The sequence below is a fragment of the Bradyrhizobium sp. CCGUVB4N genome, from assembly GCF_024199945.1.
Classification (GTDB): domain Bacteria; phylum Pseudomonadota; class Alphaproteobacteria; order Rhizobiales; family Xanthobacteraceae; genus Bradyrhizobium.
The window spans coordinates 9,055,724-9,073,540 of record NZ_JANADP010000001.1; the positions used below are offsets into that span (position 1 = coordinate 9,055,724).

Below are 17,817 nucleotides of genomic sequence, written 5' to 3' on the forward strand. Positions count from 1 at the left end.
ACTTGCTGACCACCACGCGTAATTTGAACGCTGTTCAATATCTATATTTCAGAAATGAACAATGTTCAATATATTTCGTCGGAGAGTACTCGCCGCTGGTGATGCTCGAGGCAGTCCACGGCACGTTGGGACAACATCACATTGAAATTATTTTGATTTCCGGATTTTCGACCGCTGCGCCGTAGGGTGGGCAAAGCGGAGCGTGCCCACCGTTCGCGCCCAATCGCCAATGTTGGTGGGCACGGCGCTTTGCGCCTTTGCCCACCCTACGAGACCGCGCTCGCAGCCCCAGCCGCCCCGATCTCCGCTACGATCCGCCCGGTCGTCACCTGCTCGCCCTCGGCGACATCGATCGCGGCGACCACGCCGTCGATGCCGGCCTTGTGGACGTGCTCCATCTTCATCGCTTCCAGCGTGATCACCGGTTGGCCGGCGGTGACGCGGTCACCCGGCCTGACGAGAACGGCGACGACACGGCCGTTCATGGCGGCGCGGACCTTTCCGTCGCCGCCATTGCTTGCTGCGGCTTTCGGTGCAGCGAGCGTGAGATCGGTCACCGCAAGCGGGACGCCGCGGTGCTGGACGTAGAGCCGGTCGCCATCGCGGAGGAATTTTGCGCTGTCCGTCACGCCGTCATGGCGGAAGCGGATCGAGCCGGAATCGAGCTGATCGATCTCGAATTTGTCCTGGCGACCGCCAGCGATGACGGTGTAGCTGCCATCGCGCTCGCGGGTGATTTCCAGTTCATGCGTATGGCTCGCGATTTCGAGCTTGGCAGGTAGCGGGAACGTCGCCGACAAGCTCCGGCCACTCCGCCACGCCGGCGCGCGCGGATTAGTGACGTAGAGCAGCACGCCCGCCAATGCCGTGTCGAAGGCAGCCTCCACGCGCGGCGCCAACAGTTCGTCGCGATGCGTGCCGATGAACGCCGTCGTCGCCTCGCCCCTGGCAAAGCCGGGATGGCGCAGGCACGACATCAGGAATGCCTGGTTGGTGGTCACGCCGAACGCCGTGAGTTGCTCAAGTCCGACGATCAGCCGTCCCCTCGCCTCCTCACGTGTCGCGCCATGGCTGATCACCTTGGCGATCATGGAATCGTAGAACGGCGGGATCTCCGAGCCCGATTGCAGCGCATGCTCGACACGAATGCCATCAGGCACCTGCCAGCGCGCCATGCGGCCAGACTGCGGCATGAAATCCTGCGCGGCGTCTTCCGAGCAGAGCCGCACTTCGATGGCGTGACCGGAGAACTTGATGTCCTGCTGCTTCACTGGCAGCGGCTCGCCGCGCGCGACGCGCAGTTGCAGCTCGACGAGATCGAGCCCGGTGATCGCCTCGGTCACGGGATGCTCGACCTGAAGACGCGTGTTCATTTCCATGAAATAGAACTCGCCGCTGGCATCGAGCAGGAACTCCAGCGTGCCGGCGCCCTCGTAGCGCAATGCCTTCACGGCTGCGACGGCGACCTCGCCCATTTTCGCACGCAGTTCGGCCGTCACCGCCGGCGACGGCGCCTCCTCGATCAGCTTCTGGTGCCGGCGCTGCACCGAACAGTCGCGCTCGCCGAGATGGATGGCGTTGCCGTGGCTGTCGCCGAACACCTGGATCTCGATATGGCGGGGATTTTGAATTGCGCGTTCGAGAATCACGGTGGGATCGCCGAACGCCGCCTTCGCCTCCGACCGTGCGCTGCGCAGGGCATCGCCGAACGACGCAGCGTCGGTCACGAGCCGCATGCCGCGCCCACCACCACCCGCGACGGCCTTGATCATGACGGGAAACCCGATCTTCTTGGCTTCCGCGAGCATGACCTCGTCGCCTTGGTCGGCACCTTGATAGCCGGGCACGCAAGGCACGCCGGCCTTCTTCATGATCTCCTTGGCGCCGGCCTTGTTGCCCATCGCCTCGATCGCCTGCGGCGACGGGCCGATGAAGACGAGACCAGCATCCTTGCAGGCTTGTGCAAAGTCTTCGTTCTCGGCGAGGAAGCCGTAGCCGGGGTGCACGGCATCCGCGCCGCTGGCTTTCGCTGCGCCAATGATCGCGGGGATGTTGAGATAGGATTGCGCCGGCAAGGCTTCGCCGATCCGCACCGCCTGATCGGCCTGCTTCACGTGGAGCGCATCGCGATCGGCATCCGAATAGACCGCGACGACGCCAAGCCCAAGCTGCCGCGCACTGCGCATCACACGCAGCGCGATCTCGCCGCGATTGGCGACCAGGACCTTGAAGAACGGACGGTGCTGCACTGATCCGTTCCTCATGGCCGGGCCACCGAGAATTGCATGCGCTGTGGCGACCGCGAATCGCCTTCGCGGCAGATCGCCAGCACTTCGGAAAGGACCGCGCGCGTATCGCGCGGATCGATCACGCCGTCGTCGAGCACGCGCGCGCTGGTCGAGAACACGTCCATCTGGCCGTCGAACACGCCGATGATCTGCGCCTTCATGGCATCGAGCTTCTCCTTCTCCACCGGCTTGCCGCGGCGCGCTGCGGCGGCCTCGGTCACGATCGCCATGGTCTCGGCGGCCTGCTCGCCGCCCATCACGGCGGTCTTGGCATTGGGCCATGAGAAACAGAAGCGCGGATGGAAGCCGCGCCCGCACATGCCGTAATTGCCGGCGCCGAACGAGGCGCCGCAATAGATGGTGATCTGCGGCACCGTCGCCGAGGTCACCGCCTGGATCATCTTGGAGCCGTGCTTGATCATGCCGGCTTCTTCATAGGCTTTTCCGACCATGTAGCCGGTGGTGTTGTTGAGATAGAGGATCGGCGTACGGGTCTGGCAGCAGGCCTGGATGAAATGCGTTGCCTTGTTGGCGCCGGCGGGATCGAGCGGACCGTTGTTGGTGATGATACCGATCGCCTGGCCTTCGATGCGCGCATGGCCGCAGACGGTGGCCGGGCCATAGTTCGGAGCCATCTCGGTGAAATCTGAATCGTCGATGATGCGCGCGATCACCTGCTTCATGTCGACCGGGCGCTTGTGGTCCATCGGCATGATGCCGAGCAGCTCGTCCTGGTCGTAGCGCGGCGGCTTGAATTCCGACGCCACCCGGCCCGGCCGCTCCCATTCCAGCGCCGCCATGATCTCGCGCGCGATGCGCAGCGCGTCGCGGTCGTCCTCAGCAAGATAGTCGCCGAGACCGGAGATTTGGGTGTGCATCTCGGCGCCACCGAGCTCTTCTTCCGTGGCGATCTCGCCGGTTGCGGCCTTCAGCAGCGGAGGGCCGGCGAGAAAGGCACGGGTGCGGCCGCGGACCATGACGATGTAGTCGGACAGACCGGTCTGATAGGCGCCACCCGCGGTGGACGAGCCGTGCGTGACGGTAACGACCGGCAAGCCGGCGGCCGAAAGCCGCGCAAGATTGCGAAAAATGTTGCCACCGCGGACAAAATCCTCAACGCGGTAACGCAGCAGATTTGCACCGGCGCTTTCGACGAGCTGCACGTAAGGCAGCTTGTTCTCCAGCGCGAGCTCCTGAACGCGGATGGTCTTGTCGAGGCCGTAGGGCTGCAGCGCGCCGGCATCGATGCCGGCATCGTTGGCGCTGACCATGCAGCGAATGCCCGAGACGAAGCCGATGCCGGCGATGACGCCACCGCCCGGCACGCTCTTGCTCGCATCCGGCACGTCGAACATGTAGCCGGCGAGCGTCGACAGCTCGATGAAGGGCGCGCCGGGATCCAGCACCAGCGCAACGCGCTCACGCGGCAGCAGCTGGCCGCGCTTGTGGAAGCGATCCTTGGCCGCAGCCGACGCCAAGCGCGTGCGCTCTTCCAGCCCACGCATGCGGTCGATCAGGCCGAGCATGCCGTCGCGGTTGGCACGGTAGGCGGCGCGGCCGGGGGAGATGGTGTTTTCGAGAATGGACATCAAAGCTCCTGCCCGTCATTCCGGGGCGCGCGGAGCGCGAGCCCGGAATCCATACTCCCGATCGTGGTTATGGATTTCGGGCCTGGCCCTTCGGGCCATCCCGGAATGACCGAGTGTGTAACTACCTGTTCGTCCCAAAGATCTTCCGCGCCTCGGCGGGGCTGGCGATGTCCCGGCCGGCGCGACGGGCGCAGGCGGCGATGGCCTCGATCAGCTGGCCGTTCGACGTCACCTTCTTGCCGTCGGCGAGATAGAACGCGTCCTCCAGACCGGTGCGTAAGTGACCGCCGAGCTCGGCGCAGCGCTGGTGCAGCGGCCAGATCTCCTCGCGACCGATCGCGGTGACCTGAAATTGCGCTTCCGGCCGCTTCAGCTTGATCAGGATCGGCAGCAGCTCCGGGTCCGACGGCATCCCCGATGCGACACCCATGACGAAATTATATTCGAGCGGACCTTTGTACATGCCGACCTGGTGGTACATGCCGACGCAGCGAACGATGCCGACGTCAAAGCATTCGAACTCGGGGATGGTGCCGACCGCGTTCATGACGTCGAGATAGTCCTTCACCTTCTCGACCGCGTTGTCGAACATCATCGGCGGCCAGGCCCAGGTGTTGTCGGCCTTCACTTTCAGGTAATTCAGCGAGCCGGCGTTGCAGGCGGCGATCTCCGGCCTGGTCTCGCGGATGCAATCGAGCGCGCCGCTGTAGTTCGGCCCAGATACCCCCGAGGTGTGATTGATGATGACGCCGGGGCAGGCTTCGCGGATCGCCTGCTGGATCTCCTTGCTGACGGCGACCTCCCAGGACGGCAGATGCCCCTTGTCCGGCGCCTGCTGGCGCAGATGGATGTGCATGATGGACGCGCCCGCATCGAATGCAGCCTTGGCCTCGCGCGCCATCTGCTCGGGCGTCACGGGCACGTTGTGCTGCTTCGGGTCGGTGAGCACGCCGTTCAGCGCGCAGGTGATGACGGCCTTGTCGCTCATACCACTGATGTCTCGCACGTTGAGAATTCAACGTGGGTGATCATGTGATGCAGGGCATGCGGCTTCTTGCGCGGAGAAGCTAGCTAAAGACGAGCTATCGTAGGGTGGGCAAAGCGAAGCGTGCCCACCATCTTTGCCAATTGCCGAGAGGTCGTGGGCACGGCGCTTTGCGCCTTTGCCCACCCTACGAGAGTGTCAACTCGCCTCCGCGAGCCTCACCGTCTCGCTGCTGCGATAGATCGCGAGGTCGCGCGAGCCGACGAAGATCGCGCGTGGCTTCAATCCGTAGAAGCGGCGGATCGAATGGCTGAAATGGGTGCTATCGGGATAGCCGATATCCTGCGCGAGATGAGCGAGGTTGAGATCCTGGTTGGCGAAGTGCAGCAGATGCCGCGCACGCTTCCAGGCCCGGAAGGAGCGGAACGAGATGCCGGTCTCTTCCTTGAACAGATGCAGGAAGCGCGAGGCTGACAGACCAGCTTCGGCCGCGCAGGTGTCGGCGGTTACCGGTTCACCCGAGAAGCGCTCGATGCGGGCGACGGCGCGCGTGACGCGCGGGTCGAGCACACGGCGCGGCAGCGCCTCGCCAAAGCACATCTCGTCGAATTCGGCGGTGCTGATGTCGCCATAACGGCGCTGGCGCAGCAGCGCGTAGGCGGCGAGGATTTTTCGGGCATAGACCGCACGGTCCGGTCCCATCAGTCGCTGGGCCAAGGCCTCGATCACGCCGTCCGGCATGCTTTCGGGCTCGAGCGTCACGCTGATTGCAGTGCGGTAGTCGCTGGCGATGGAGTGCCGCTGGTTCGGCAGGGTGACGAACAGTTCGGCAGTGGCGAGAACGTCGTCGATGGTCAGATGCAGGCTGCCTTTCACGGCGACATAGACGTGGCAGCAACCTGGAGTCCGCTTGCGGGGCCTGCCGAGCAAGCCGGCATAAAACACCCGCTCCGGCGTGATCAGCATCAGATGGTCGGATTCGCGACCCTTGTCTTCCATTGGGTTCCTCCTCGCGCGGCTCTTTGGCCGCTGCGGACGGAGGTCACCTTAGCGGAAATTTGGGCGCTGTCACGGCGGGATAGCGCTGTCATGGAGCGCAAAAAATTACCATTCCGGGACGACGATCAGTCGCCCCGGAACTCTTCGTCGTCCCGGCGAAGGCCGGGACCCATACCGCGAGGTCTATCGATGCGGATGGCACTAATTCCGAATGACCAATCTTCGCGAAATTTCTCCCTGTGGTTATGGGTCCCGGCCTTCGCCGGGACGACCACTACGCCCGCACGCGCGGCGCAACATTCTGTTCAGTGCCGGCCTTCTGCTCCGCAGCTACCGCGCGCTTGAAGCCGTCGCGCTGCTGCAGGCGCGCCCAATAGGCTGCGACATTCGGCCCGAAATCCTTGGCAAGCCCGATACTCTCGGCAAGCCGGAGCGCGTAACCGATGACAATGTCAGCGGCGGTGAAGCGTCCCGCGCACAAGCTTTCGGCATTCGCTGTCGCTGCCTCGACGGCGCGCAGCCTCCCTAAGAACCATTTGGCGTAGTCGGTGGCGACCTGCGGGTTACGGCGCTCCTCCGGCTCGAGCTGGGTGTAACGAAGCACCAGCGTTTGCGGGAAGGTTAACGTGGCGTCGCTGAAATACATCCAGTTCAGGAAGGCGCCGTAGGCGGGATCCTCGGAGCGCAGCATCAGCGGCGTCGGACCGTATTTGACACCGAGATAGTGGCAGATGCCGGAGGACTCCGTCATCTTCGTCTCGCCATCGACCATGAAGGGAATCGTGCCGAGCGGATTGAGCGCAAGATATTCCTTGGCGAAGACCCGCGGCGGGAACGGCAGCATCTTCAGCTCATACGGCAGTCCCATCTCCTCCAGCATCCAGAGCGGACGAAACGAGCGCGCGGCGTCGCAATGATAGAGCGTGATCATGATGCCTTCCCCTTACTTCCCGGCAGTGTGCCCATCATCTTGCACAGAACCATCAGCATGACCTCGTCGGCGCCGCCGCCGATCGAGGTCAGGCGGCTGTCGCGATAGGCGCGGCTGACCGGCGTCTCGTTGGTAAAGCCCATTCCGCCCCAATATTGCAAGCAGGCGTCCGTGAGCTCGCGGCCGAGCCGGCCGGCTTTCAGCTTGGCCATGGTCGCAAGTTTGGTGACATCCTCGCCGGCGACCAGTTGCTCGGCGGCGCGATAGATCAGCGCGCGCAGCAGCTCGACCTCGGTCTGCATCTCCGCGAGCTTGAAGTGCACGATCTGGTTGTCGAGGATGCTCTGGCCGAAGGCTTTGCGGTTGCGGGTGTATTCAATGGTTTCGTTGATGATGTATTCGTGCGCCTTCAGGCAGGCCGCCGCGCCCCAGAGCCGCTCCTCCTGGAACTGGATCATCTGGTAGGTAAAGCCCTTGCCCTCCTCGCCGATCCGGTTGCGCTTGGGCACGCGGACATTGTCGAAGAAGATCTGCGCGGTGTCGGACGAGCGCATGCCCAGCTTGTCGAGCTTGCGGGCGACGGTGACGCCCTTGCTCTTCATGGGCACGCAGATCAGCGATTTGTTGCGGTGAACGGGGCCGTCGCCGGTATTGGCCAGCAGGCAGATCCAGTCGGCCTGGGTGCCGTTGGTGATCCACATCTTGCCGCCGGTGATGAGGTAGTCGTCGCCGTCGGATTTCGCGGCGGTCTTGATCGAGGCGACGTCCGAACCCGCGCCGGGCTCCGAGACACCGATGCAGGCGACGTAGTCGCCGGAGATGGACGGGCTGAGAAACTCGCGCCGGACCTCATCCGAACCGAACCGCGCCAGCGCCGGCGTTGCCATGTCGGTCTGCACCCCGATCGCCATCGGTACGCCGCCGCAGGTAATGGCGCCGAGCTCCTCCGCCATCATCAGCGCATAGGAATAGTCGAGGCCGGAGCCGCCGAACGCGACAGGCTTGTTCAGGCCGAGGAAGCCGAGGCTGCCCATCTTCTTGAACAGCTCGTGCGCCGGGAAGATATCGGCCTTCTCCCATTCATCGACATGCGGATTGATCTCGTTGGCGATGAATTTCTGCAAGGAACGACGGATCTCGTCGTGGTCGGCAGTGAACAGCATTTACTTTCCTCGTCACAACCCCATCTGCCGGCTGGCGAGATCCTTCATGATCTCCTCGGTGCCGCCACCGATGGCGTTGACCTTGACCTCGCGGTAGATGCGCTCGGCCTTGATGCCGCGCATGAAGCCGGCGCCGCCGAAAATCTGCACGGCTTCCGAGGCGCAGAACGCCATGGTCTGCGTCGCCTGGTTCTTCATCATGCAGATTTCGGCGACCGGGCTCTCGCCCTGCTCCAGCCGCCAGGCCAGCAGTTCCAGCATCGCCTGCGACGCCGCGACCTTTTGCGCCATGTCGACGATCTTGTGGCGGATGACCTGGTGCTGAGCGAGCGGCTTGCCGAAGGTCTTGCGTTCCTTGGCGTAGGCGATCGCTTCATCGAGACAGACCCGCGCGAAGGCGGTGCAGCCCGCAGCCATGCCCATCCGCTCGCTGTTGAAATTCCGCATGATGATCTTGAAACCCTGGCCCTCCTCGCCGATCAGGTTGTCGGCCGGCACACGGCACTCGTCGAAATGCAGCGTCGCCGTGTCGGAGGCCCACCAGCCCATCTTCTTCAGCTTGGTGCGCGACAGGCCGGGCGTATCGCCCTCGATCAGGAGCAGGCTCACGCCACCGGCACCCTCGCCGCCTGTACGCACCGCAACGGTCAGATAATCGGCGCGGACGCCCGAGGTGATGAAGGTCTTTTCACCACTCACGACGTAGTGATTGCCGTCACGCCGCGCCCTGGTGCGGAGGTTCGCAACGTCCGATCCACCGCCCGGCTCGGTGATGGCGAGCGCGGAGATCTTCTCGCCGGAAAGCACCTGCGGCAGCACCCGCGCCTTGACCTCGGGCCGCGCTGCGCGAGCGATCGGCGGCGAGCCGATGGTGTGGCTCATCAGGCTGGCGCTGACGCCGCCGGCGCCTGCCCGCGCCAGCTCCTGGCTGGCCACGATCTTCATGAACTGGTCGGCGGCGATCCCGCCATATTCCTCGGGGAATCCGAGCCCCAACAGGCCGATCTCGGCCGCCTTGCGATAGAGCGCACGGGGGAATTCGCCGGCTTCGTCCCATTCATGGGCGAACGGCGCGATCTCCTTGTCGACGAACCGGCGCATGACGTCGCGGAAAGCGTCGTGCTCGGCGGTATAAAATGGGCTCTTCATGGCGTGCGCGCCTTCCACGACTTGTCTCGTTTCACCATGGCTGGAACATTGGCGGCTCACTTGCGCGGAGTGGCTGGGTGGTTCGTCGCACCTCGCCGGCCCGCGACCTAGCAACTCAACGCAAGACGATTTTCGTCCTCCGCAGGCCAACTCCAAATCAAAAAAGACTGCTGCACAAAACTCCGGCTGGCCTCCCAGGGCCATGCCGGGCATGGTGCACAGCAATAAAATTCAGGTGGCACAAGACCGCCGAGGGAGGGATTTTTGGCCGTTCGTTACTACGACTGGATCGCTCATCATGCGCGCCGCGCACCTCACAGGGTCGCGGCCATCGATCTCGCGAGCGAGCGCCGCTTCAGCTATGCGCAGCTTGACGCCCGCGTCTCGCGCCTCGCCTCGTTCTTCCGCCACACGCTGAATGTCTCGCGCGGCGACCGCGTCGCGGTACTGGCGCTGAACACGACCGACACGCTGGAGGTGCAGTTCGCCTGCGGGCGGCTAGGCGCGGTCTTCGTGCCGCTGAACACCCGGCTCACCGTTCCCGAGCTTCAATTCATCACCGCCGATTGTGCGCCGAAGGTGATGATCCACGACACTGATCTCGCCGAGACGGCGCTCACTGTGGCAAAGCTCTGCAACGTCGCCACCAGCTTGCTGCTTGGCCCCGGCGGCGGCTATGAGGCCGGCATCGCCTCTGCAAAACCGCTCGATCGCGCCGAGGACGTCACGCTCGATGACGTCTCGACCATCATGTACACGTCGGGCACGACGGGACATCCGAAGGGCGCGACCATCACCCATGGCATGACCTTCTGGAATTGCGTCAATCTCGGCGGGCCCGCCTGTATCGGACCGTCCTCGGTGCTGCTCACCGTGCTGCCGCTGTTCCACACCGGCGGGCTCAACTGCTACACCAACCCCGTGCTGCATGCCGGCGGCACCGTGATGATCATGCGCGCGTTCGATCCCGGCATCGCGCTCGGCCTGATCAACGATCCCGCGCAGGGCATCAACGTGTTCTTCGGCGTGCCCGCGATCTATCAATTCATGGCGCAGCAGCCGGCCTTCGCGACAACTGATCTTTCCCGGCTGATCGTCTGCGGTGTCGGCGGCGCTCCGATGCCGGTGCCGCTGCTAAAGGTGTGGGAGGCGCGCGGCGTCGCGCTTCAGCAGGGCTACGGCATGACCGAGACGTCGCCGGCCGTGCTGGTGCTCGACCGTGAGGACGCGGCACGCAAGGCCGGCTCTGCCGGCAAGCCGGTGCTGCACACCGAGGTGCGCATCGTGCGCCCGGACGGCAGCGATGCCGATGTCGGCGAGCTCGGTGAGCTCTGGGTCAAGGGACCGAACATCACGCCGGGCTACTGGAACAGGCCGGAAGCAAACAAATCCTCCTTCACCGACGGCTGGCTGCACACCGGCGATGCGACACGCGTGGATGACGAAGGCTTCTACTACATCGTCGACCGCTGGAAGGACATGTACATCTCCGGCGGCGAGAACGTCTATCCGGCTGAAGTGGAGAACGTCCTGCATCAGCTCACCGCGATCGCGGAGGCAGCCGTGATCGGCATTCCCGATCCGCAATGGGGCGAAGTCGGCCTCGCCATCGTTGCTGTCAAACAGGGGCAGCGATTGACCGAGACTGATGTCCTTGCGCATTGCGCAGCCAATCTCGCGCGCTTCAAATGCCCGCGCCAGGTCCGCTTCGTCGATGCGCTGCCGCGCAACGCCACCGGCAAGATCCACAAGCCGACCCTGCGCAAGGAATTCTCGGTCGCTTCCGAGGTCGACAAGAAAGTCGCCAACGCCTGATCAAAGCGCCCCTCGCGGGCGCTTTCGTTTTTCGACGTGCCTGCTCCAACCCAGAACAATCGCAAGGAAATTTCATGAACAAGAAACTCTCCCTGCTTGCCGCAGCAACCGCGTTGACGCTGCTCACGATCCAGGGCGCGTCCGCCCAGAAGGCGTACGACACCGGCGTCACCGACACCGAGATCAAGCTCGGCAATGTCGAGGCTTATTCGGGACCTGCTTCCGCTTACGGCGTCATCGGCAAGACCGAGGAAGCCTATTTCAAGATGATCAACGATCAGGGCGGCATCAACGGCCGCAAGATCAACTGGATCTCCTATGACGACGGCTACTCGCCGCCGAAGACAGTGGAGCAGATCCGCAAGCTGATCGAGAGCGACGAGGTCTTCCTGGTGTTCAACGCGCTGGGCACGCCAACCCAGACCGCCGTGCAGAAATATCACAACTCCAAGAAGGTGCCGCAGCTGTTCCTTGCCACCGGCGCCAGCAAGTGGAACGATCCGCACAACTTCCCCTGGACCATGGGCTTCCAGCCGAGCTACCGGGTCGAGGCGCGGATCTTCGCCAAATACATTCTGAAGGAGAAACCGGACGCGAAGGTTGCGATCTTCTATGCCAATGACGATTTCGGCAAGGACTACCTTGCCGGCATCAAGGATGTGTTCGGTGACAAGGCTTCGAAGCTGATCGTGGCCGAAGAAAGCTACGAGACGTCGGAGCCGTCGATCGACGCCCATATCGTCAAGCTCAAGGACACCGGCGCCGATACGTTCGTCAACATCGCGACGCCCAAGTTCGCGGCGCAGGCGATCAAGAAGATCGCCGAGCTGGGCTGGAAGCCGATGCATCTGATGACCGACGTGTCGGTGTCGATCGGTGCTGTGATGAAGCCCGCCGGCCTCGAGGCCTCCGAAGGCGTGCTCTCGGCCGGCTATCTCAAGGATGCCTCGGATCCGCAGTGGAAGGACGATGCCGGCATGAAGAAGTTCATGGCCTTCATCGAGAAGTACATGCCCGGCGCGAACATCTCGGACGCCAATCTGGTCTATGGCTACGCCGCAGCCCAGACCATGGTGCAGGTGCTGAAGCAGGCGGGCGACAATCTCACCCGCGAGAACGTGATGAAGCAGGCCGCCAGCCTGAAGGACTTCACCCCCGACACGCTGATTCCGGGGATCACGATCAACACCTCGGCCACCGACTTTGCGCCGATCGAGCAGCTCAAGATGTGGCGGTTCAAGAGCGGCCAGTGGGAGCTGTTCGGCCCCATCATCAGCGCAGAACCGAGCGGCTAGTTGCGATCGGAAATTGCCGACACGCGCGGGATGGCGGTCGAAAGGCCGCCATCTTTTTGATCGCCGTCGCGCACGTCCCGGCTCACATCGATGGCCACGACGGAAAGGCCGAGACGGCGCGCATCGCCAACACCCCTGAGCACGGGGCAGGCCCATGCCAGGGTGGCGACGCCTGATTTCGGCAGATCCAGGCTGAGCGTGTAGCGGTCGCAACCGATCTCGATCGCGGCGGGATCCACACGCGCACCGTCGAGATAGAATTGCGTGCCGATCTTGTCGAGCGGCGCACGCAGCGCAGGGCTTTGGATGCAGACCGTATTGCGCCCAGCCGTTCCCTTGATGCGAACGGCCGCCTGCGGCTCGCTCCAGCGAAATGTGTAGCCGGCCGCCGTCTCCTCGGCGTGAAATCCGATCTGCGCGAGAACGTGATCGCCGAGCAGTTTCGGCGCAGGCCTGACGTGCCCGCGAACGCGACGGATACATTCGAGCCGCTGCAGGCGGATCAGCGATGCGATGTAGCGTTTCATCCAATGGGCGATGGCGTCGCTCGACCCGACCACCGCCAGTCCCGTCAACATCGATCGTGCATGTACGACGGCGAACCGTGCGGCGAGACGTGGACGGATATCGCCGAGCAGCGCCGGCGCGGTCCAGCGCCACATGGCCCGCAGCTTCTCGTCGAACCGCCTCCAGCCCCCGTAGCGCATCAGCGCGTTCAGTGCATGGAGGGCAAGCGCACCATCGAAATTGTACGGCTCGCTCCATTCGCGGGGAATCTCGAGCAGCTCCCAGCCCGGATCGTGTCGATCCTCGCTGAGATAACGGATCTCGCCCTGCACGAAATCGAGCGTGAACGTCTTCAGCTCGCCGATCCGGCCGACGTAATAGTGATGGAAGCGCGCCTCCTCGAGATAGCCGATGGCGTAACCCCGCGCAAAATATCCGGCGGCGAGCACCCATTCGGCGAAATGACCTAGCTCTTCGCGCAGGCCCCCGCACTCCTCATAGACGTCACGCCGCGTCACGAAGCACTGGTCGAGCACCTTGCGCCAGGGATGCTGCTTCATGCCGAACTCGATGTCGGCCTGGTACATCGCGGCCTCCGCCTCCGACAGGCGGTTGTGGCAGATCGGGACCGAGCGGCAGGAAAACCCGGCCCAATCGGGATGATCGTCGATCGCGCGGATGCAGAGCGCAATCACGTCGGGCTCCGGCCGGCAATGCGATTCCGTAAAGAACAGATAGCGGCCGCGCGCCCTGGAGGCGCCGATTGCGCTGAGCCCGATATCGTGAACGGAGTCGGCGAATTCGAGGTGCGCCCGGTCGCCCGCGAGCTGCTTCAGCTCCGCGAGCGCCGTGAAATCGCGCGGCACGACCAGAATAATCTCATAGAGAGACCGGTCCGCCGTCTGCGCCGTCCAGCCGAGCCAGGATTGCTCCCATTGCCCGCGGTGAGATTCGAGCGGGATGATGACGGAGAACAGCGGCCGGTCGGGACCCAAGCCGGATTTCATGCCGGATTTCACCCCTCAACATGATCGCGCGGGACGCCAATTCGGGCGCAGGTTCAGGCAGGCAAAAACAGCGCAAAAGACTCGTCGACGGTACGCCGAAGGTGATCGCGATACAGCTTGTAATTCACCTGGTCCGGTGCGATCCGGCCCACAGCCGGATCGACGATATTCCGTGCCGGCACATAGGCAATGGGTGCCGCGACCGGCGTCAGCTGCGAGCCGGCGCCGGCGCGCAGCGTCGAGATGATGCCATACATCGCGCCGGACACGGTTGGCCGCGATACCGTGATCACGCGATGCTGGCCATGCTTGTTGATGACAAGATAGATGAAACCCGACTGATGCGGCACGGCGACTTCGCCGGTGTGCTCATAGGCCGCATCGGTCCGCTCGCCCTCGCGGAAGACCAGCGAGGAGACCTTCGGCTCCCAGACGATCTCGGTGCGATAGGCAAAGATCGCATCCTTGTCGCCAAAGGACGGCCGCAGCGTGATGTAGACATCTTCCAGCCAGGTCACGGCGCGATGCGAATAGGAGCCGAGGCTGTCAGGCGCGACGTCGTTGCCTGCCACGGGCGCTGGCGTCACCGTGGTCTTGCGCAGGGACACGCCCAGCGCCTGCTCGAGCCGGACCGTGGTCGCCAGGGTAAACGGGCGGCGGCCGCCGAGCGCCTTCTCCAGCGTCGACAGGCTGAGCTTGGCCTGCTCGGCCAGCGCCTGCCGCGAAATCCGGCGCCTTGCGATTTCCTCGCGGATCGTCTCCGCAACCTCGCGGCTTTGTTCGTCCGAAAGCTGCCCGTCGTTGAGTTTATCCGGCGTCTGCATCGTTAACCCTGCTCCACTGCGGCCAGTCTAGCAGGGCGGACAAATCAGCACAAAACCGGACATGGCCGCCAAGACGGCAGCCGGCAAGGCCAGCCGCGGCGGAACATTGCCGATCAATCTGCTCGCGACAACGCCCCCTCCCGACCGATGCTCAGGGGCGTGAAACACTTTCGGGAGCAGGCCAAATGGACAATTACGACGCGGTTGATAGCGACGAACACCCCTGGCTTGGGAGGCTGATCAAGGTCGGCCTGTTCCTTCTGGCGCAAAGCATCGCCGTGCTCCTGGTCAGTTTCGTGGCCCTGCTGGTGAGCTTCGAGACCTCCTGGTCGGCGACGACCGAGCAAGCCGGCCTGCTCCAGCCCGGCGACGCCAAGTCCGGCAGCCTCCTCCTGAAGGAGGACGGCGCCACCACCGAAGCCATCCGTCTCGGGATCGATGTCGACATCACGGTGTCCGGCCCGACGCTGCGCACGCGCGTCACGCAGGTCTTCCGTAACCCGACCAAGGACTGGGTCGAGGCGACCTATGTCTACCCGCTTGCCGCCGACGGCGCCGTCGACACGCTCAAGATGGTGGTCGGCGACCGCGTCATCGTCGGCGACATCAAGGAGCGGCAACAGGCGCGCGTGATCTACGAACAGGCGCGTCGCAACGGACAGAAGGCCGCGCTCACGGAGCAGGAGCGGCCGAACATCTTCACCAATTCGGTCGCCAATATCGGCCCCGGCGAAACCGTGCTGGTACAGATCGAATATCAGGAGCCGGTGCATCAATCCGGCAACGAATATTCGCTGCGCGTGCCGCTCGTGGTCGGGCCGCGCTACAATCCGGCGCCGATCGTGCAGAGCGTCGACTTCCGCAAGGACGGCTCCGGCTGGGGCGCAACCAGTTCCGATCCGGTGCCCGACCGTGACCGCATCTCGCCGCCGGTGCTCGATCCCGCCAAGAGTGCGCCGATCAATCCGACCAGCATCGCGGTGCACCTGAAAGCCGGCTTTGCGCTCGGCGAGGTGAAGAGCCACCATCACAACGTCAAGATCGAGAGCCCGGACAACACGACGCGAGTCGTGACGCTTGCCGACGGCACCGTGCCGGCCGACCGCGATTTCGAGCTGACCTGGAAGCCGGCGGCCGAGAAGGCGCCGTCGGTCGGCCTGTTCCGCGAGCATGTCGGCGACGCCGACTATCTGCTCGCCTTCGTCACGCCGCCGGCCGCCGAGCAGGCAACACAGAAGCCGCTGCCGCGCGAAGTGGTGTTCGTGATCGACAATTCCGGCTCGATGGGCGGCACCTCGATCGAACAGGCCAAGGCAAGCCTGCTCTATGCGCTCGGCCGTCTCCAGCCGAACGACCGCTTCAACGTGATCCGTTTCGACGACACCATGGACGTGCTGTTTCCGACCTCGGTGCCGGCCGATACCGCCCATGTCGGCGAAGCGACGTCATTCGTCAGCGCATTGCAGGCGCGTGGCGGCACCGAGATGGTGCCGGCGATGCGTGCGGCACTGACCGACAAGATCGGCGATACCAACATGGTTCGCCAGATCGTGTTCCTCACCGACGGCGCGATCGGCAACGAACAGCAATTGTTCGAGACCATCACCGCGATGCGCGGCCGCTCGCGCATCTTCATGGTCGGCATCGGCTCCGCGCCCAACACCTATCTGATGACGCGGGCTTCCGAGCTCGGCCGCGGCGCCTTCACCCACATCGGCTCCGTCGAGCAGGTCGAGGAGCGCATGCGCGGCCTGTTCGCCAAGCTGGAGAACCCCGCCGTGACCGGCCTTACCGCAAAATTCTCCGACGCCAAAGCCGACGTCACGCCCGCGATCATTCCCGACGTCTATCGCGACGAGCCGCTTGTGCTCGCAGCAAAGCTCGACAAGCTCGCTGGCTCGCTGGAAATCAAGGGCCGCGTCGGCGACCGGCCGTGGTCGGTGACATTGCCGCTGCAAAATGCCGCCGAGGGCAAGGGCCTGTCAAAGCTCTGGGCCAGGCGCAAGATCGGCGACGCCGAGGTGGCGCGGACGCTCCGCGAGAAGACACCGGAAGACACGGACAAGGCGATCCTTGCGCTGGCGCTCGACCATCAGATCGTCACGCGACTGACCAGCCTTGTCGCGGTCGACAAGACGCCGAGCCGTCCCGAAGGCCAGCCGCTCAAGCTCAGCGAGCTTCCGATCAACCTGCCGGCAGGCTGGGATTTCGCGAAGGTGTTCGGCGAACGGCCGCAGCTGACGCCGACACAGTTGCGCGAGCGCCGCGCCGATGCGGGCCAGCCTGCAGCAAGGCGGCCGGCTCCCGTCACACCGGATGCGATCCGCCTGCCCAAGACATCGACCTCAGCCGCGCTGAAGATGATCGCGGGCCTGATCATAATCGTACTTGCCTTGATCCTGTTCGTGTTCAACCGGCGTCAGTCCTTGCTCACTGACGCCGCTTGAGAGAGGAGCGCCCCGAACTCCTCTTGCTTGGCGCGCGCGGCTGCCCGTCCCGAAACCAACGGCCGCGCGCGCTTTTTTTCTTCTCGTCATTGCGAGCGCAGCGAAGCAATCCAGACTGCCTCCGCCGAAAGACTCTGGATTGCTTCGCTGCGCTCGCAATGACGGTGGAGAGACCAATGCCACGCTTCGTCTCGCCTCTGGTCCTCGTGTTGGTCGGCGCCATCCTGTTCGGCGACGGCGCCTACATCCACGCCAAGGCGTGGCTCGCGCAGATGCTCCTGGTGCGTGCGTTCGACCGGAGTGTTGCGACCGGCCACCCGGTCAAGCCATGGTCCTGGGCCGATACCTGGCCGGTGGCGCGGATCGAGGTCAAGCGGATCGGCGCCAGCGCCATAGTGCTGGACGGCACGAGCGGACAGGCGCTTGCTTTCGGACCGGGCCATCTCCACCAAACGGTGGATGCCGGCGAGCGCGGCGCTGCTGTATATGCTGCTCATCGCGATACACATTTCCGCTTCCTGCGGGATGTTGCCATTGGTGACGTGATCGATGTCACACGCAGTGACGGCAAACGCTTTCGCTATCGCGCGGATTCCTCCGCGATCGTGCGTTTCGACGCATCGGGCATCGATCCCGCAACGCAGGATTTCGAGCTTGTGCTTGCGACATGCTGGCCGTTCGACGCCGTCACGTCGGGCCCCGAACGGTATCTGCTGCATGCCACCCTGATCGGGGATGGTGAATAGCCGTTCGCAATCGCGCCCATCCGGGATCGATCGAGCTCTCGCAAGCCATGCTTGGCGCATGCGACAACCAGC

Annotated in this window: 13 protein-coding genes; 4 read left to right on the plus strand and 9 right to left on the minus strand. The window is 64.1% G+C overall.

From position 1 onward, the window contains the following. Positions 1–266: 266 nt before the first annotated feature. The 7 genes from NLM31_RS42235 to NLM31_RS42265 all read right to left on the minus strand — a co-directional run bounded on the left by NLM31_RS42235 (position 267) and on the right by NLM31_RS42265 (position 9,104). On the minus strand, positions 267–2,264 hold the full coding sequence (locus tag NLM31_RS42235) for an acetyl-CoA carboxylase biotin carboxylase subunit (protein ID WP_254196030.1): 1,998 nt from the start codon (positions 2,262–2,264) through the stop codon (positions 267–269). Beyond that, entirely contained in the window at positions 2,261–3,877 is a 1,617-nt protein-coding gene (locus NLM31_RS42240; protein WP_254196031.1) for an acyl-CoA carboxylase subunit beta, read from the minus strand. Before NLM31_RS42240 ends, NLM31_RS42235 begins: the two co-directional genes overlap by 4 nt. A 121-nt stretch (positions 3,878–3,998) precedes the next feature. After that, positions 3,999–4,865 (minus strand): 3-keto-5-aminohexanoate cleavage protein, encoded by an 867-nt coding sequence (locus NLM31_RS42245; RefSeq protein ID WP_254196032.1) that lies wholly within the window; start codon positions 4,863–4,865, stop codon positions 3,999–4,001. Positions 4,866–5,060: 195 nt separating this feature from the next. Then, the gene (locus tag NLM31_RS42250) at positions 5,061–5,861 is read right to left on the minus strand and encodes a helix-turn-helix domain-containing protein (protein WP_254196033.1); all 801 of its coding nucleotides are present in this window, start codon (positions 5,859–5,861) and stop codon (positions 5,061–5,063) included. Positions 5,862–6,135: 274 nt separating this feature from the next. Continuing rightward, the gene (locus NLM31_RS42255) at positions 6,136–6,792 is read right to left on the minus strand and encodes a glutathione S-transferase family protein (RefSeq protein ID WP_254196034.1); all 657 of its coding nucleotides are present in this window, start codon (positions 6,790–6,792) and stop codon (positions 6,136–6,138) included. Then, positions 6,789–7,955: an acyl-CoA dehydrogenase family protein gene (locus NLM31_RS42260; protein ID WP_254196035.1), complete on the minus strand. Its 1,167-nt coding sequence runs from the start codon at positions 7,953–7,955 to the stop codon at positions 6,789–6,791. The genes NLM31_RS42255 and NLM31_RS42260 overlap by 4 nt, the downstream gene beginning before the upstream one ends. A gap of 12 nt (positions 7,956–7,967) precedes the next feature. Continuing rightward, positions 7,968–9,104 (minus strand): acyl-CoA dehydrogenase family protein, encoded by a 1,137-nt coding sequence (locus tag NLM31_RS42265; RefSeq protein WP_254196036.1) that lies wholly within the window; start codon positions 9,102–9,104, stop codon positions 7,968–7,970. Positions 9,105–9,368: 264 nt separating this feature from the next. Here NLM31_RS42265 and NLM31_RS42270 point away from each other — a divergent pair, with 264 nt between their 5' ends. Beyond that, entirely contained in the window at positions 9,369–10,919 is a 1,551-nt protein-coding gene (locus NLM31_RS42270; RefSeq protein WP_254196037.1) for a long-chain fatty acid--CoA ligase, read from the plus strand. A 74-nt stretch (positions 10,920–10,993) separates the two neighbouring features. After that, positions 10,994–12,214, plus strand: coding sequence for an ABC transporter substrate-binding protein (locus NLM31_RS42275; protein WP_254135056.1), 1,221 nt, complete (start codon positions 10,994–10,996; stop codon positions 12,212–12,214). Here the strand turns inward: NLM31_RS42275 and NLM31_RS42280 are convergent. Both NLM31_RS42280 and NLM31_RS42285 read right to left on the minus strand, forming a co-directional pair. Continuing rightward, the gene (locus NLM31_RS42280; protein ID WP_254196038.1) at positions 12,211–13,728 is read right to left on the minus strand and encodes a glycosyltransferase family 2 protein; all 1,518 of its coding nucleotides are present in this window, start codon (positions 13,726–13,728) and stop codon (positions 12,211–12,213) included. The two genes, NLM31_RS42275 and NLM31_RS42280, sit on opposite strands and share 4 nt — an antisense overlap. Before the next feature lie 53 nt (positions 13,729–13,781). After that, positions 13,782–14,552: a helix-turn-helix transcriptional regulator gene (locus NLM31_RS42285; RefSeq protein WP_254196039.1), complete on the minus strand. Its 771-nt coding sequence runs from the start codon at positions 14,550–14,552 to the stop codon at positions 13,782–13,784. Between the two features lie 185 nt (positions 14,553–14,737). On the opposite strand from NLM31_RS42285, the gene NLM31_RS42290 reads away from it, so the two are divergent. Next, positions 14,738–16,999, plus strand: coding sequence for a marine proteobacterial sortase target protein (locus tag NLM31_RS42290; protein WP_254196040.1), 2,262 nt, complete (start codon positions 14,738–14,740; stop codon positions 16,997–16,999). 176 nt (positions 17,000–17,175) lie between these two features. Next, a complete protein-coding gene (locus NLM31_RS42295) occupies positions 17,176–17,745 on the plus strand; it encodes a class GN sortase (RefSeq protein ID WP_254196041.1) in 570 nt (189 codons plus the stop codon). The last annotated feature ends 72 nt before the right edge of the window (positions 17,746–17,817 follow it).

Excerpts from the sequence above, each read along its gene's own strand:
- NLM31_RS42235 (WP_254196030.1), bottom strand. The coding sequence starts at position 2,264 with ATGAGGAACGGATCAGTGCAGCACCGTCCGTTCTTCAAGGTCCTGGTC.
- NLM31_RS42240 (WP_254196031.1), bottom strand. The coding sequence starts at position 3,877 with ATGTCCATTCTCGAAAACACCATCTCCCCCGGCCGCGCCGCCTACCGT.
- NLM31_RS42245 (WP_254196032.1), bottom strand. The coding sequence starts at position 4,865 with ATGAGCGACAAGGCCGTCATCACCTGCGCGCTGAACGGCGTGCTCACC.
- NLM31_RS42250 (WP_254196033.1), bottom strand. The coding sequence starts at position 5,861 with ATGGAAGACAAGGGTCGCGAATCCGACCATCTGATGCTGATCACGCCG.
- NLM31_RS42255 (WP_254196034.1), bottom strand. The coding sequence starts at position 6,792 with ATGATCACGCTCTATCATTGCGACGCCGCGCGCTCGTTTCGTCCGCTC.
- NLM31_RS42260 (WP_254196035.1), bottom strand. The coding sequence starts at position 7,955 with ATGCTGTTCACTGCCGACCACGACGAGATCCGTCGTTCCTTGCAGAAA.
- NLM31_RS42265 (WP_254196036.1), bottom strand. The coding sequence starts at position 9,104 with ATGAAGAGCCCATTTTATACCGCCGAGCACGACGCTTTCCGCGACGTC.
- NLM31_RS42275 (WP_254135056.1), top strand. The coding sequence starts at position 10,994 with ATGAACAAGAAACTCTCCCTGCTTGCCGCAGCAACCGCGTTGACGCTG.
- NLM31_RS42280 (WP_254196038.1), bottom strand. The coding sequence starts at position 13,728 with ATGAAATCCGGCTTGGGTCCCGACCGGCCGCTGTTCTCCGTCATCATC.
- NLM31_RS42285 (WP_254196039.1), bottom strand. The coding sequence starts at position 14,552 with ATGCAGACGCCGGATAAACTCAACGACGGGCAGCTTTCGGACGAACAA.
- NLM31_RS42290 (WP_254196040.1), top strand. The coding sequence starts at position 14,738 with ATGGACAATTACGACGCGGTTGATAGCGACGAACACCCCTGGCTTGGG.
- NLM31_RS42295 (WP_254196041.1), top strand. The coding sequence starts at position 17,176 with ATGCCACGCTTCGTCTCGCCTCTGGTCCTCGTGTTGGTCGGCGCCATC.